The following is a 14,264-nucleotide window of genomic DNA, read 5'->3' on the forward strand; positions in this document are numbered from 1 at the left end:
TACGGGTCTGCGGCTTAGCGAAATTGCGCAAGGAACCGCAAGTCGTTGTCGAAGAACAGGCGCAAGTCATTCACACCGTAACGCAGCATGGCCAGGCGCTCGACGCCCATGCCGAAAGCAAAGCCGGAGAACTCTTCCGGATCGATCCCGGACATACGCAGCACGTTCGGGTGAACCATGCCGCAGCCCATGACTTCCAGCCAGCCAGTCTGCTTGCAGACGCGGCAGCCTTTACCGCTGCACATCACGCATTCCATGTCGACTTCAGCCGATGGCTCGGTGAACGGGAAGTACGAAGGGCGGAAACGCACGGCCAGTTCTTTCTCGAAGAACACCCGCAGGAACTCTTCGATCGTGCCTTTCAGGTCGGCGAAATTGATGTCGCGATCAACCAGCAGGCCTTCGACCTGGTGGAACATCGGCGAGTGGGTGATATCGGAGTCGCTGCGGTACACACGGCCTGGGCAGACGATGCGGATCGGCGGCTGTTGCGATTCCATGGTGCGGACCTGTACCGGCGAGGTATGGGTGCGCAACAACATGTTCGCGTTGAAATAGAAGGTGTCATGCATCGACCGGGCCGGGTGATGGCCTGGGATGTTGAGCGCTTCGAAGTTGTGGTAGTCGTCTTCGACCTCAGGGCCTTCGGCAATGCCGTAGCCGATGTGGGTGAAGAACTGCTCGATGCGTTCCAGCGTCCGGGTCACCGGATGCAGGCCACCGGAAGTCTGGCCACGGCCAGGCAGGGTCACGTCGATGGACTCGGCGGCGAGCTTGGCAGCCAGATCCGCCTCCTCGAACAACGCCTTGCGCGCATTGAGGACCTCTGTGACACGCTCCTTGGCAACGTTGATCAGCGCACCGACCTGCGGACGCTCTTCGGCTGGCAGGTTCCCCAGGGTCTTCATCACCTGAGTCAACTCGCCCTTCTTGCCAAGGTAGTGAACCCGGATTTGCTCCAGGGCATTGATATCTTCAGCGCTTTGCACAGCCTCTAGTGCTTGAGCGACCAGCGCGTCCAGGTTTTCCATGTACAGACTCCAGATACGAAATAGGGGAAGAGCTTTAAGGCTCTTCCCCTATTTATGACGTTTGACACCTGGGCCCACAGATGTAGGCCCCGGTGACTGCCGGGGGTACTTAAGCCAAGGTGGCTTTAGCTTTCTCGACAATCGCAGCAAACGCCGCTTTTTCGTTCACTGCCAGATCAGCCAGAACCTTACGGTCGATCTCGATGGACGCTTTTTTCAGGCCAGCGATGAAACGGCTGTAGGACAGACCGTTAACACGAGCACCAGCATTGATACGAGCGATCCACAGAGCGCGGAACTGACGTTTTTTCTGACGACGGTCACGGTAGGCGTATTGGCCTGCCTTGATTACCGCTTGCTTGGCAACACGGAATACGCGGGAACGCGCGCCGTAGTAGCCTTTAGCAAGTTTCAGAATTTTTTTGTGACGCTTACGGGCAATGACGCCACGCTTTACACGAGCCATGAGTTACTTCCTCTATTCTTGATCCAAAAATTAACGAAGGCGCAGCATGCGCTCGACTTTTGCCACGTCAGACGGATGCAGCAAGCTGCTACCGCGCAGTTGACGCTTACGCTTGGTCGACATTTTGGTCAGGATGTGGCTCTTGAAAGCGTGCTTGTGCTTGATACCGTTAGCAGTTTTCAGAAACCGCTTAGCAGCACCACTTTTGGTCTTCATCTTTGGCATGTTCGGATACTCCGCATTCAGTTGATAAACATAATCGCAAGGCCTGCCGTGCCCTGGTGATTACTTCTTCTTTTTCGGGGCGATGACCATGATCAGCTGGCGTCCTTCCATCTTAGGATGCTGTTCGACCGAACCGTACTCGAGCAGGTCTTGTTCAACCCGCTTGAGGAGTTCCATCCCCAGCTCCTGGTGGGCCATCTCACGGCCGCGGAATCGCAAGGATACCTTGGCCCTGTCCCCATCACTCAGGAAACGTACCAGGTTGCGCAGTTTTACCTGGTAATCCCCTTCCTCCGTCCCTGGACGAAACTTGATTTCTTTTACCTGAATCTGCTTCTGGTTTTTCTTCGCCGCGGCAATCTGCTTCTTCTTTTCGAAGATCGACTTGCCGTAGTCCATCACCCGGCAAACCGGTGGGACTGCGTCTGCGGAAATTTCTACCAGATCAAGCTTGGCTTCTTCAGCAATACGAAGCGCTTCATCAATCGAGACGATGCCAATCTGCTCGCCGTCAGCGCCAATTAACCGAACCTCGCGTGCCGAGATATTCTCGTTGATCGGGGCTTTCGGTGCAGCTCGTTTATCTTGTCTCATTTCACGCTTAATAATAATTACTCCAAATCTGGGCGACCACGCCGGGAAACCGCTTGCGCGAGAAACTCAGCGAATTCGGCGACGGGCATCGAGCCCAGGTCAGCACCTTCACGAGTACGCACAGCGACAGTCTGCATCTCGACCTCCCGATCTCCGATAACCAAGAGAAAGGGAACCTTGAGCAAAGTATGCTCGCGGATTTTAAAGCCGATCTTTTCATTTCTCAAGTCGGACTTGGCACGAAATCCGCTTTGATTGAGAGTTTTTTCGACTTCGGCGGCAAAATCTGCCTGTTTATCAGTGATATTCATGATCACTGCCTGGGTCGGCGCCAGCCACGCAGGGAACGCACCCTCGTAGTGTTCGATCAGAATCCCGACGAAACGCTCGAACGAACCGAGGATCGCGCGGTGAAGCATGACCGGGTGCTTGCGACTGTTGTCTTCGGACACATATTCAGCGCCCAGACGGATCGGCAGGTTGAAATCGAGCTGCAAGGTACCACACTGCCACACACGACCGAGGCAATCTTTCAGCGAGAATTCGATCTTCGGACCGTAGAAGGCCCCCTCGCCCGGCTGCAGGTCGTACGCAAGGCCCGCGCTATCAAGGGCGGCGGCCAGGGCCGCTTCGGCGCGATCCCACAGCTCGTCGGAACCAACGCGTTTTTCCGGACGAGTGGACAACTTCATCTCGACTTCGGTGAAGCCGAAGTCACGATAGACGTCCATGGTCAGCTTGATGAAGGCGGCGGATTCGGCCTGCATCTGCTCTTCGGTGCAGAAGATGTGCGCATCGTCCTGAGTGAATGCACGCACGCGCATGATGCCGTGCAGCGCACCCGATGGCTCGTTGCGGTGGCAGGCACCGAACTCGGCCAGGCGCATCGGCAGCTCGCGGTAGCTCTTCAAGCCCTGGTTGAACACCTGCACGTGGCATGGGCAGTTCATCGGCTTGATGGCGTAGTCGCGGTTTTCCGACTGGGTGGTGAACATGTTGTCGGCGTAGTTGGCCCAGTGCCCGGATTTCTCCCACAGGCTGCGGTCCACCACTTGCGGCGTCTTGATTTCCAGATAGCCGTTTTCACGCTGGACCTGGCGCATGTACTGCTCGAGCACCTGGTACAGGGTCCAGCCGTTCGGGTGCCAGAACACCATGCCCGGGGACTCTTCCTGGGTATGGAACAGGCCCAGGCGCTTGCCGATCTTGCGGTGATCGCGCTTCTCGGCTTCTTCAATGCGCTGGATGTAGGCCGCCAGTTGCTTCTTGTCCGCCCAGGCGGTGCCATAGACGCGCTGCAACTGCTCGTTCTTCGCGTCGCCACGCCAGTAGGCGCCGGACAGCTTGGTCAGCTTGAAGGATTTCAGGAAACGCGTGTTCGGCACGTGCGGGCCACGGCACATGTCGACGTATTCTTCGTGGTAGTACAGGCCCATGGCCTGCTCGTCCGGCATGTCTTCCACCAGACGCAGCTTGTAGTCCTCGCCACGGGCCTTGAAGACTTCGATGACTTCGGCGCGCGGGGTGACCTTCTTGATGACGTCGTAATCTTTCTCGATCAGCTGCTGCATGCGCTGTTCGATGGCCGCCATGTCTTCCGGCGTAAAAGGACGCTCGAAGGCGATGTCGTAATAGAAGCCTTCGTCGATGACCGGGCCGATGACCATCTTCGCGCTCGGGTACAGCTGCTTGACCGCATGGCCGACCAGGTGCGCGCAAGAGTGGCGAATGATCTCCAGCCCCTCTTCATCCTTTGGCGTGATGATTTGCAGCGTGGCGTCGCTGTCGATGACGTCACTGGCGTCGACCAGCTTGCCGTTGACCTTGCCGGCCAGGGTGGCCTTGGCCAGGCCCGCACCAATGGATGCGGCGACCTCGGCTACGGAAACCGGGTGATCGAATGAACGTTGACTGCCGTCGGGAAGAGTAATAGTTGGCATGGCGCCTCCTCTCCTAGTGGTGACCCCTACCAAAGGTCACGTGGGTTGGGATGAGCCAGTACAAGATCCAGTCCAGGCCATTCAATGACGAACGCCTGCCTTACAGCGGCAGGAGCCTTGCGGCCAACCGGGAAAACCGAACCAGAGTGACTGGGATTCAAATCAGGGTTATTTCGAACATTTGCCGCCGGGACGAGTTGTCATCCGCAGCCTGGAAATACCCGAGCCCGGCATGCTAGCACAGATGAACGGTCATCGCCGCGCTCGAATTGAAGCAGGCGTAAATCCACGGTTTTTATGCCAGAGTGCTGAACTGAACCGAGCGCAACGCCTCAGATATCAAGACATCGACCCGAAAGGAGCATCTTCGCATGCGTCTCAATACATTGTTTGCAGTAGTCGCCCCCCTCGCCCTGCTGCTTCCTCTGACCGCCCATGCCGACTGGCCCAAAGGCGAGCGCGAAAAATACATGGCCCAATGCACGGAGGCGGCAACGCCCCAGATCGGCCCGGCCGCTGCCAAGGCTCATTGCGCCTGTGGCGCCGATGCGATCAAGTCCTATCCAGCCTCGGACATCCAGGCCTTGATGGACAACAAGGCCACCCCGGATCTGCAACAAAAGGCACTGGGCCAGATCGCAAAATGCAAGGCCGACAACAAGGCGAAAAAGTGAGAAAACAGGCTTCCTGAGCGGGCCCGGCAGGGTTGAAAAACACTGATTTCAGGCTTTTTTGAACGATTTATTCAGGTTTTACAGCTTTTTTTATCGTCTTTACTTTCGGCTGAAAGCCTTTAAAACCGGGCCTTTCAGCGGGTAAAGGCGGTAAAGTAAACACGACTGATTGGCAAACAACGCGTCTGGGGGGGTCCCAAATCGAACATTTCGACTATGATACCCGGGTGTGCCCAGTTGGCCTGAGCAGCACAGTACACTGAAAATATATGTTTCTTGGAGATACACCATGTCTAATCGCCAAACCGGCACCGTTAAATGGTTCAACGATGAAAAAGGCTTCGGCTTCATCACTCCTCAAGGTGGCGGTGACGACCTGTTCGTACACTTCAAAGCTATCGAAAGCGACGGTTTCAAAAGCCTGAAAGAAGGCCAGACCGTTTCCTTCGTGGCTGAGAAAGGCCAAAAGGGTATGCAAGCTGCACAGGTTCGCCCAGAGTAATTTCTCGGCGCACTAAAAAAACCCCGTCCATGTGACGGGGTTTTTTATGGGCGATTGAAAACCGCCTGTCAGCCGCAGTTCACCCGGTTGACCACCAGGTTGGCATCGGTATTGAGGTTCAGGCGATCGGAGCGGTACTCAAGCGTCACCATGTCGTTGGGCTTGAGGATCCGGGCAATCTGCGCGCCGGCACGGGTACGAGCCTGCTCCAGCAATTGTGGCGAGGCCTGCTTGCCAATGGCGAACTCGGCGCCCTTTGCTTCGCAGCGGCCGTTACCGGTCTCGGTCGCCACGGGTTCGGGGGTCGTTTCCGAGGTGCTGCTGCAACCGCTCAAGACCACGGCGGCCAGCAGAGTACTCAATGACGCGAGCTTCCAAGGCATGAAGCCTCCTTTTTCTATAGATAAACAGAGAGCGTGCGACAACCCAAACGGCGCTTGGTTTCAACACCGGAGGTCTCGGCTTGGCTCATCCGGAAAACCGGCAGTTTGCCTGAGCCGCCACTGCTGTTCAGACATGAATCGTGACTGGATATGAACACCGCTCAATAAACGTCGATGTAATCGAACGGAGGATTGGGCCAGTTATCCTTCAGCGCATTGTAGATCTGCATGACCCAGACCTCGTCGCTGGCAGCGACCCGCCCGACGTATCCCGAGCCCTTCGCCCAGGTCTCGAGCCGAAACAGCAAGCCATCGATGTCCGCACCACCGACCACACCCGAGGACAAATAGGCGACACCGCCCTTGGTCACGCGCAGCTGGGTATGCTCGTCATCACTGGCCGAGGCCAGCAATTGACGAACCGCTTCGAGGGTCAGGCCATCCGGAGCGTTCAAATCGATCTGCACGGCGGGGCTCCTTTAAAAACAAAAAAAAGAGTGTCGCACAGCCCTCTTCCAATGCCTAAGTCGCAGTGCCAAACCGGGGGCAAAAATGCTTAACTCCACTTACAGCCCTCCAACTCGCGAGCCCTACCATGAGCACCGTCAGCATCGAAGCCACCATCAATGCCAAATGGTCGGAGGGCCATAGCTCCTATAGCCCGAGCAGCCCCGAGGAATTGGCAATCATCGGCATAGAATTGCTGGTGAGGGAACTGGGGACGGAGGTCGCCCGCAACTTCATCCAGCAGGCATTCGAACGCTACCCGAGCGTCGTCGACGCCGTGGACTGAAGCTCACGCACCCGCAGGCCCAACCTGCGGGCGCACAGCCGGGCAGGTTACTTGAGGCGCGCCAGGCGCTCGGTCAGCAGGTCGAAGAAGCCCTGGGCATCACCGTTTTCCACCCAGAACGCGTTCTTCGGCGCTTTCAGGCCATCGTACCAGTCGACGATGGTCTGCCCGAACGTCGGGCCCTCGCGACTGTCCACGACGACATTGACCGAACGACCAGTGAACAACTGCGGCTTGAGCAGATAGGCAATCACCGTCGCGTCATGCACCGGCCCGCCCGTCATGCCGTAGTGCTCCATGTCGCCCTTGACGTATTCGTTGAGGATATCGCCCACCAGCTTGCTGGCATGGTTGTTCAGCGCCGCGATCTGCTTCAGGCGCGCTTCGCTGGTGAGGATCTTGTGGGTCACGTCCAGCGGCAGGTACGTCAGCTTCACGCCGCTCTTGGCCACGACCTCGGCCGCCTGCGGGTCGGCGAACAGATTGAATTCAGCCACCGGCGTGATATTGCCGCCGTTGAAATGCGCACCGCCCATGATCACCACTTCCTTGATGCCCTGGACGATGTCGGGCTCCTGCACCAGTGCCAGGGCCAGGTTGGTCTGCGGGCCAAGCATGACAATGGTGATGCTGTGGGGCTTGGCCGCCTTGAGGGTGTCGATCAGGTAGTTGACGGCATTGCCTTCGGCCAACCCCTTCTTCGGCTCGTGCACGGTGACACCCGACAGGCCTTCCTTGCCATGGATGTTTTCCGCGTAGATCGGCGTGCGCATCAACGGTTTCGGCGCCCCGGCATACACGGGCACGTCTTCGCGCCCCGCCCATTCCCGCGCCAGGCGAGCGTTGCGAGAGGTCTTGTCCAGGCGCACATTGCCGGCAACGGTGGTCAGCGCGCGGATATGCAGCTCCTCGGGCGACGCCAGGGCGAACAACAGCGCCACCACGTCATCGGCCCCCGGATCGGTGTCGATGATCAGGTCGATTTTTTCCGCCGCCTGGGCGCCCGTAGCAGTGATCAATGACAAAAGCAGCAGACTCCGGATCAGTTGATGCATTTTCTGAGCATAGCGGTGCATGGCGCACTCCTTGTGCAGGGTTGAACAGGGTTAGAACGTCACTCCAGCGACCAGCACGATATTGCAGTACGCAGAGCACTCGCCTGTGCGAATGATCGCCCGCGCCTGTCGGCTGATGATCTTGAATTGTTCATGGCTGACCAGCGCCCGCTCGCCCAGCGCACCCTCGGCATGCAGCGCCTCCAGGGTCGTCAGGGCCGACGGTTGTTTGTCGAGGATCTCCTCGGCCAGTACATGGCTTTCCACCTGCATTTCGCTGAGCACCACCTTCAAGGTGCTGACAAAGTCAGGAATGCCATGGGTCAGGGCCAGGTCGATCAATTCGACCTGGGGCGGCACGGGCAGGCCGGCATCACCGATGACCACCTTGTCGCCATGGCCCAGGGAAGCGATCAGTCGTGACAGTGCCACATTCAACAACGGCGTCTTTTTCATGATTTGAAAGCCTGTACTTCCAGCAACGTGGGGATTGAAGGCTGCGCGCCCGCGCGGGTGACCGACAGCGCGGCGGCGGCCTGGCCGAAACGAATCGCGTCGACCTCGCTTTTGCCGCTCGCCAGGGCTGCCGCGAAGCCGCCGACAAAGGTGTCTCCGGCCGCCGTGGTGTCCACTGCCTTGACCCGCGGGGCCGGGAAGTGTTCGAAGCTGGCACCGTTGGCGAACATCAACCCCTGGGCACCCAGGGTCACGATCACCTTGCCGGCGCCAGCGGCGATCAGATGCGCCGCGGCGGCTTCGGCGGTTTCCAGGGAATCCACCGCCAGCCCGCTCAAGACTGCTGCTTCGCTTTCATTGGGAATCAGGTAGTCGATGCAGGCGTACCAGTCGGCCGGCAACGTCCGGGAGGCTGGCGCCGGGTTGAGGATGACGATTTTGCCCAACTCGCGAGCGCGCTTGAGGGCGTGGCCGACGGTGGCATCCGGCACTTCGAGCTGGCAGATGATGACATCGGCGCCTTGCAGCACTTCATCGACACTGTCCAGGACCTCGGCGGTGAGCGCACCGTTGGCACCGGCAACGATAACGATCGCATTCTGGCTGTTGTCGTCGACGACGATCAGCGCCACGCCGCTGGCCCCCTCCACCACGCTGACCGCCTGGCAGTCGATGCCCTCGGCCAACAGCCCGCCACGCAACTGTTCGCCGTAGGCATCATTGCCCACGCAACCGACCATCGATACCTGCGCCCCCAGGCGCGCGGCGGCCACCGCCTGGTTGGCACCCTTGCCGCCCGGGATGGTTGCGAACGACTCGCCGATCAGTGTTTCACCACCACGCGGCAGACGCGGCGCCCGGGTCACCAGGTCCATGTTCAGGCTGCCTATTACCACTACTTTTGCTGGCATACATCACTACTCATCAATTCGGTTCAGCGGTATTGGGCGAATGTACCGGACAGCGGTGCAGTCGACTCTCGCAGGACAATACTTGGCGTCACGATCCGCTGCTCGGTGGCAAGGCCCGGCGTCGCAATTCGTCGCAGCAGCACTTCGGCCGCCATCTCGCCGAGCTGCAGGATCGACTGCCCTACCGTGGTCAACGCCGGGTAGACATAACGGCTCATCTGGATGTCATCGAAACCGATGACCGACAGTTCGCTGGGCACGCGCACGTTGCGTTCAGCGGCGGCGCGCAGTACACCGATGCCGATCATGTCGTTGGCCGCGAAAATCGCGCTCGGCGGCTGCTGTTCAAGCAGTTGCGCGGCGGCGCGGTAGCCACCGGTACTGGTGAAATCGCTCTCGAGCATGCGCTCGACGGGCAGCTCGATCCCGGCCTCTTTCAGCGCACGGCAGTAACCGGCCAGACGCATTTGCGCCACGCTGGTATCGGCCGGGCCACCGATGAAGGCGATATCGCGATGGCCCAGCTCCAGCAGGTGCCGGGTCGCCAGGTAGGCGCCGTATTCATGATCGATGCGCACCAGGTCTGCGTCGACGCCGTCGAGCCCGCGGTCGACGATCACCATGGGCGTGCGCACGTTGGAAAGCCCCTCGGCCAGGCCGACATCACCGCCGGCGGACGCGAAGATCAGGCCGTCGATGCGTTTTTCCAGCAGCACCCGCAGGTAGCTGCGTTGCTTGTCCGCGTTGTCGTCGGAGTTACACAGGATCACGCAATAGCCGTTGCGCTCACAGTAATCCTCAATACCCCGGGCCAACTCGGCAAAGTAAGGGTTGAGGCTGTTGGGCACCAGCAGGCCGATGGTCGCCGTGGTCTTGGCCTTGAGCGACCGGGCCACGGCGCTGGGCACGTAGTCCAGGCGCTCGATGGCCGCCTCGACCTTGAGCCGCACTTCCTCGCTGACCGGCCGCGTCTTGTTCACCACGTGGGACACGGTGGTATAGGAAATCCCGGCGAGCGCTGCTACATCCTTGATCGTCGCCATGGTTCAGCCCCGCCGACTGGCGCGCTGGCTGCGATAGGTATCGAGCACGACCGCCACCACGATCACCGCACCGGTAATAATGCGCTTGGTCGGCTCAGTAGCGCCGATTTGCGCCAGGCCCGCCGCCAGCACGGAGATGATCAGCACGCCAAAGAAGGTACTGATGACCGAGCCGCGCCCACCCATCAGGCTGGTGCCACCGATGACCACGGCAGCGATGACTTGCAGCTCAAGCCCCGAACCGGCGTTCGGATCCGCCGCCTCCAGACGCGAAATCTGGAACAGCGCGGCCACACCGGCCAGCAAGCCCATCAGGCTGAACACCAGGATCTTGTAAGGCTTTGGATTGATACCGGCCAGGCGCACGGCTTCTTCATTGGTGCCGATGCCGATCAGGTAGCGGCCGAACACCGTACGGGTCAGCACGGCCTGGGCAATGAAGATCACCAGCAAGGCGATGATGAACGAAGGTGAGATACCAAAGGCGATGGGGTTGGACAGCCAGGCGAACGAGTCGCCGATGTAGGCAGTCCGCGAGCCGGTCATCTGGTACGCCAGGCCCCGGGCCATTTCCAGCACGCCGAGGGAGACGATGAACGATGGAATCCGCCACGCCACGGTAATCGAACCGGTGACCGTACCCGCCAGCGCCGCCACGGCCATGCCGAGCAAGGCCGATGGCCACACGCTCCAGCCCCAGCCCAGCACGGCCACGCTGACCGTCGATGCCGCAAGCGCCAGCACCGATCCCACCGACAGGTCGATGCCACCGATGATCAGGATGAACGTCATGCCGACCGCCAGCACCATCAGGTCCGGAATCTGGTTGGCCAAGGTGCTGAAGGTGTCATAGGACAGGAAATGGCTGCTCAGGGCCGAGAACAGCGCGACCATGGCCAGCAGCGCGCCAGCCAGGCCCAGGTAGGTCCCGAGGCCATAGAAATTGCCACTCGATTTGCCGACGGCAGATGCGGTTTTCATGAAAAATCCCTAGGCGCTGCTTCGTTGAGCAACGCATCACGTTTCTGGTAGCCGGCGAATGCGGCGGCAAGCAAGTCATCCTGGGTCCAGCTGTCACGCTCGAAGGTGTCGATCAGGCGTCCGGCGGACAGTACGCCGATCCGGTCACAGATCAACATCAGCTCCCGCAGGTCGCTGGATACCACGACCAGCGCCTTGCCCTGGCGAGTCAGCTCGCCGAGCAGCGCGTAAATGTCGAATTTGGCGCCGACGTCGATGCCACGGGTCGGCTCATCGAACAACATGACCGCGCAATCGCGTTCGAGCCAACGACCGATCACCACTTTCTGCTGGTTGCCGCCCGACAGCTCGGACACCAACTGGGTCGGGCTGGAGCTGCGGATGCGCATGGCATCGACCTGCCGCTGTGCCAAGGCCAGTTCAGCATCGCCATTGACCAGGCCGGCGCTGGAAATCTCCGGCATGTTGCCCAGGGCAATGTTGGCGGCGATGGATTGGGTCAGCAGCAGCCCTTCACCTTTGCGGTCTTCGGTGATCAACGCGATGCCATGGGCCACCGCATCGGCCGGGGAGCGAATGCTCACGACCTGGGCCGGCGAACCCAGCGCCACCGTGCCACTGTCGGCGGTATCGGCACCGAAGATCAACCGCAACAGTTCGGTGCGCCCTGCCCCGATCAGGCCGGAGATACCGAAGATCTCGCCACTGCGCACCTCAAAGGACACGTCGCGAACCTTGTCGGAGCGTGTCAGGCCTTTAACGGTCAGCGCCGGCGCGCCGATCTGGCGTGGACCCAGGTCGATATGCTCGCCCAGCTCCCGGCCAACCATCAGGGTCACCAGTTGCTCGCTGTTGTAGTTGGCCATCGGCTCGACGCAGACCAGGTTGCCATCGCGCAGCACGGCAATGCGCTGAGCGACCCGCGCCAGTTCTTCGAGGCGATGGGAAATGTAGATGATCGAGACGCCGCGAGCCTGCAGACGAGTGATCTGTTCAAAGAGCATCTCGACTTCGCGGGCCGTCAGCATCGCCGTCGGCTCATCGAGAATCAGCACATGGCAATCGCCAATCAGGTTGCGGGCGATCTCGACCATCTGCTGGTGACCGATCCCCAGTTCGCCAACCAACGTGTCAGGATCGATTGCATCGAGCCCCACCTGGGCCATGGCTTCGATGGCCGCCTTGCGCAATTGCTTGCGACTGATCCAGCCACCGTGGTTGGGCAGGTTGTCGAGAAACAGGTTCTCGGCCACGGAAAGGGTCGGCAGCAGGTTGAGTTCCTGCATCACCATGCGCACGCCCAGCTCTTCAGCCTGGGTCCGGCTGCCAGGGCGATAATCCTGACCTTGAAATTGCATCTGCCCGGTCGTCGGCGTCACCAACCCGCCGATGATCTTGGACAAAGTGCTTTTGCCGGCGCCATTTTCGCCGGTCAGCGCCAGCACTTCACCGCGCATCAACGTCAGGTTGATGTCGGTCAGTACCGGTTGGGCATAGGTCTTGCCGATACCGCTGACGCACAGGACAGCGTTCGGGTCGCGAACGGACATAACAAACTCTCCAATGCGCTCGCCCGGATGGGCGAGCACCGTTGTGTCGCCAGGATAACTACTTGGTCACCAGCTCGACCGGAGTTTCGATAACGCCGTTGGTACCGCTGTCGACTTTTTCGCCCTTGAGGATCTTCAGCGCCGTCTCGATGCCGAACACGGCCTGCTTGGCGGCGAACTGATCGGCCGTCGCCAGGACACGACCGTCCTTGAGCATCGGCTTGATGGCATTGATGTTGTCGTAGCCGACCACCTGCACCTTGCCCGCCTTGCCCGCCGCGCGCACGGCCGATACAGCGCCGACCGCCATGCTGTCGTTACCGGCCAGCAGTGCCTTGATGTTCGGGTATTCGCTGAGCATCGACGCGGCAACCTGGTTGCCCTTGTTGATTTCCCAGTCGCCCGATTGCAGGGAAACGACCTTGACCTGCGCCGCTTCCATCGCATCCTTGAAGCCCGCGGTGCGTGCCTGGGCATTGGTGGTGGTGGACACGCCTTCGATGATGCCGACTTCGTCACCGGCCTTGAGCTGCTTGGCCAGGTACTCGCCCACCAGGCGCGCCCCTTTGCGGTTGTCCGGGCCTACGAACGGCACGTTGATGTTCTTGCTTTTGACGACGGCCGGATCGAGCTGGTTATCGATGTTGATCACGGTGATGCCAGCGTCGACGGCTTTCTTGATCACCGGCACCATGGCCTTGGAATCCGCTGGCGCGATGATCAGCGCATCGACCTTGGACACGATCATCTGCTCGACGATGCGGATCTGGTTGGCGGTGTCGGTTTCATCCTTGATCCCGTTGGAGATCAGGTCGAAATCGGCGAAGTGTTCCTTCTGATACGCCTTGGCGCCGTCTTCCATGGTCAGGAAGAACTCGTTGGCCAGGGATTTCATGACCAGGGCGACCTTGGGTTTTTCTGTGGTCTGGGCGAATGCCGAGGAGATAGGCAGCGCAGCGGATGCGGCCGCGAGCATGGCGACAGCGAGAAGACGTCCAGCGAATGGCAACTTCATGGGTTCACTCCGATCTTATGATTATTGTGAGCAAATCAATGCACGGAACGCCGCGCAAACGTTTGCGTGAAGTGAACTATGGTAAGGCTTCGGGGATTTGTCAACGTTGCGGTTTCATCCGCAACGTCGCGGCTCAACGTCCAGGCTCAGGCCGTCGTATTGACCACCGTACCCGAACTGGCGCCCTTTGCCAGCTCCGTGACCAAATGGCCGGTGACCTCCAGCAACGCGCCACTGGTGTCGGCGACCTGTCCCTGAATCGCCATGACCGCCGAGGTCTTGGCTTCCGGGGTTGGATAGGTCTGCGCCTGTGCGGCGGCCAGTTGTTGCTGCTGCTCCCTGAGCTGTTGCTGAAGCTCTTGCATCCGCTTGAGTAAAATCTGGACGGCAATGCTCTGGGTGCTGCCGCTCTCTTGCGCCTGACCGGTCGCTTGCGCGCCCGTCCCCGTCCGGACTTTGCCGGGCGTTGGCGTCTCGCCAAGGGCCTCATCGGCGGCCTCGGTACTCGCCTCGTTCAAGGCCTTCAGGGTAGCTGCGGACTGGCCGCCAATGGTCACGGCCGCCGCATTGGGAAAGCCGATAGAAAACGACATGACAAAACTCCATGGATGGGATTCCTACGCAGGACATCGCCCGCTGAGACGA

At 59.9% G+C, this 14,264-nt stretch carries 18 protein-coding genes; 3 read left to right on the forward strand and 15 right to left on the reverse strand.

Going from position 1 to position 14,264, the window contains the following annotated elements; genetic code table 11:
- Positions 1-14 precede the first annotated feature (14 nt).
- The 5 genes from pheS to thrS all read right to left on the reverse strand — a co-directional run bounded on the left by pheS (position 15) and on the right by thrS (position 4,256).
- On the reverse strand, positions 15-1,031 hold the full coding sequence (pheS, locus tag LOY50_RS18295) for a phenylalanine--tRNA ligase subunit alpha (RefSeq protein WP_003203624.1): 1,017 nt from the start codon (positions 1,029-1,031) through the stop codon (positions 15-17).
- Between the two features lie 109 nt (positions 1,032-1,140).
- On the reverse strand, positions 1,141-1,497 hold the full coding sequence (rplT, locus tag LOY50_RS18300; protein WP_002553161.1) for a 50S ribosomal protein L20: 357 nt from the start codon (positions 1,495-1,497) through the stop codon (positions 1,141-1,143).
- 30 nt (positions 1,498-1,527) lie between these two features.
- Positions 1,528-1,722, reverse strand: a complete 195-nt coding sequence (gene rpmI / locus LOY50_RS18305; RefSeq protein ID WP_002553160.1) for a 50S ribosomal protein L35 — start codon at positions 1,720-1,722, stop codon at positions 1,528-1,530.
- Between the two features lie 60 nt (positions 1,723-1,782).
- Positions 1,783-2,334, reverse strand: coding sequence for a translation initiation factor IF-3 (gene infC, locus LOY50_RS18310; protein ID WP_169432615.1), 552 nt, complete (start codon positions 2,332-2,334; stop codon positions 1,783-1,785).
- Positions 2,334-4,256, reverse strand: a complete 1,923-nt coding sequence (thrS, locus tag LOY50_RS18315) for a threonine--tRNA ligase (protein WP_003203626.1) — start codon at positions 4,254-4,256, stop codon at positions 2,334-2,336. The genes infC and thrS overlap by 1 nt, the downstream gene beginning before the upstream one ends.
- 371 nt (positions 4,257-4,627) lie before the next feature.
- On the opposite strand from thrS, the gene LOY50_RS18320 reads away from it, so the two are divergent.
- Together LOY50_RS18320 and LOY50_RS18325 are read left to right on the forward strand one after the other, a co-directional pair.
- Positions 4,628-4,930 carry a hypothetical protein gene (locus LOY50_RS18320; RefSeq protein WP_214510657.1) on the forward strand — a complete coding sequence of 101 codons (303 nt, stop codon included), beginning with the start codon at positions 4,628-4,630 and terminating at the stop codon, positions 4,928-4,930.
- 289 nt (positions 4,931-5,219) lie between these two features.
- A complete protein-coding gene (locus LOY50_RS18325; RefSeq protein ID WP_003179963.1) occupies positions 5,220-5,432 on the forward strand; it encodes a cold-shock protein in 213 nt (70 codons plus the stop codon).
- A gap of 68 nt (positions 5,433-5,500) precedes the next feature.
- On the opposite strand, the gene LOY50_RS18330 is transcribed toward LOY50_RS18325, so the two are convergent.
- Both LOY50_RS18330 and LOY50_RS18335 read right to left on the reverse strand, forming a co-directional pair.
- Positions 5,501-5,815, reverse strand: a complete 315-nt coding sequence (locus LOY50_RS18330; RefSeq protein WP_253476347.1) for an I78 family peptidase inhibitor — start codon at positions 5,813-5,815, stop codon at positions 5,501-5,503.
- A 161-nt stretch (positions 5,816-5,976) separates the two neighbouring features.
- On the reverse strand, positions 5,977-6,282 hold the full coding sequence (locus LOY50_RS18335; protein ID WP_253476350.1) for a hypothetical protein: 306 nt from the start codon (positions 6,280-6,282) through the stop codon (positions 5,977-5,979).
- A 128-nt stretch (positions 6,283-6,410) separates the two neighbouring features.
- Between LOY50_RS18335 and LOY50_RS18340 the strand changes: the two genes are divergently transcribed.
- Complete coding sequence (locus LOY50_RS18340; RefSeq protein WP_003203634.1) at positions 6,411-6,608, forward strand: hypothetical protein; 198 nt, start codon at positions 6,411-6,413, stop codon at positions 6,606-6,608.
- Positions 6,609-6,655: 47 nt separating this feature from the next.
- Here LOY50_RS18340 and LOY50_RS18345 read toward each other — a convergent pair whose 3' ends face one another.
- The 8 genes from LOY50_RS18345 to LOY50_RS18380 form a co-directional block, all read right to left on the reverse strand.
- Positions 6,656-7,684, reverse strand: a complete 1,029-nt coding sequence (locus tag LOY50_RS18345) for a nucleoside hydrolase (RefSeq protein WP_258688798.1) — start codon at positions 7,682-7,684, stop codon at positions 6,656-6,658.
- Positions 7,685-7,714: 30 nt separating this feature from the next.
- Positions 7,715-8,119: a D-ribose pyranase gene (gene rbsD, locus LOY50_RS18350; RefSeq protein WP_258688800.1), complete on the reverse strand. Its 405-nt coding sequence runs from the start codon at positions 8,117-8,119 to the stop codon at positions 7,715-7,717.
- Positions 8,116-9,030: a ribokinase gene (gene rbsK, locus LOY50_RS18355; protein ID WP_258688801.1), complete on the reverse strand. Its 915-nt coding sequence runs from the start codon at positions 9,028-9,030 to the stop codon at positions 8,116-8,118. Before rbsK ends, rbsD begins: the two co-directional genes overlap by 4 nt.
- Before the next feature lie 23 nt (positions 9,031-9,053).
- Positions 9,054-10,073 (reverse strand): LacI family DNA-binding transcriptional regulator, encoded by a 1,020-nt coding sequence (locus tag LOY50_RS18360; protein WP_258688802.1) that lies wholly within the window; start codon positions 10,071-10,073, stop codon positions 9,054-9,056.
- A gap of 3 nt (positions 10,074-10,076) precedes the next feature.
- Positions 10,077-11,054, reverse strand: coding sequence for an ABC transporter permease (locus LOY50_RS18365; RefSeq protein WP_013693780.1), 978 nt, complete (start codon positions 11,052-11,054; stop codon positions 10,077-10,079).
- A complete protein-coding gene (locus LOY50_RS18370; protein WP_063320392.1) occupies positions 11,051-12,604 on the reverse strand; it encodes a sugar ABC transporter ATP-binding protein in 1,554 nt (517 codons plus the stop codon). Before LOY50_RS18370 ends, LOY50_RS18365 begins: the two co-directional genes overlap by 4 nt.
- A gap of 58 nt (positions 12,605-12,662) precedes the next feature.
- The gene (locus LOY50_RS18375) at positions 12,663-13,619 is read right to left on the reverse strand and encodes a sugar ABC transporter substrate-binding protein (protein ID WP_253476361.1); all 957 of its coding nucleotides are present in this window, start codon (positions 13,617-13,619) and stop codon (positions 12,663-12,665) included.
- 146 nt (positions 13,620-13,765) lie between these two features.
- Complete coding sequence (locus tag LOY50_RS18380; protein WP_253476363.1) at positions 13,766-14,212, reverse strand: hypothetical protein; 447 nt, start codon at positions 14,210-14,212, stop codon at positions 13,766-13,768.
- Between the last annotated feature and the right edge of the window lie 52 nt (positions 14,213-14,264).

The organism is Pseudomonas sp. B21-010 (assembly GCF_024749325.1).
Lineage (GTDB): Bacteria > Pseudomonadota > Gammaproteobacteria > Pseudomonadales > Pseudomonadaceae > Aquipseudomonas > Aquipseudomonas kilonensis.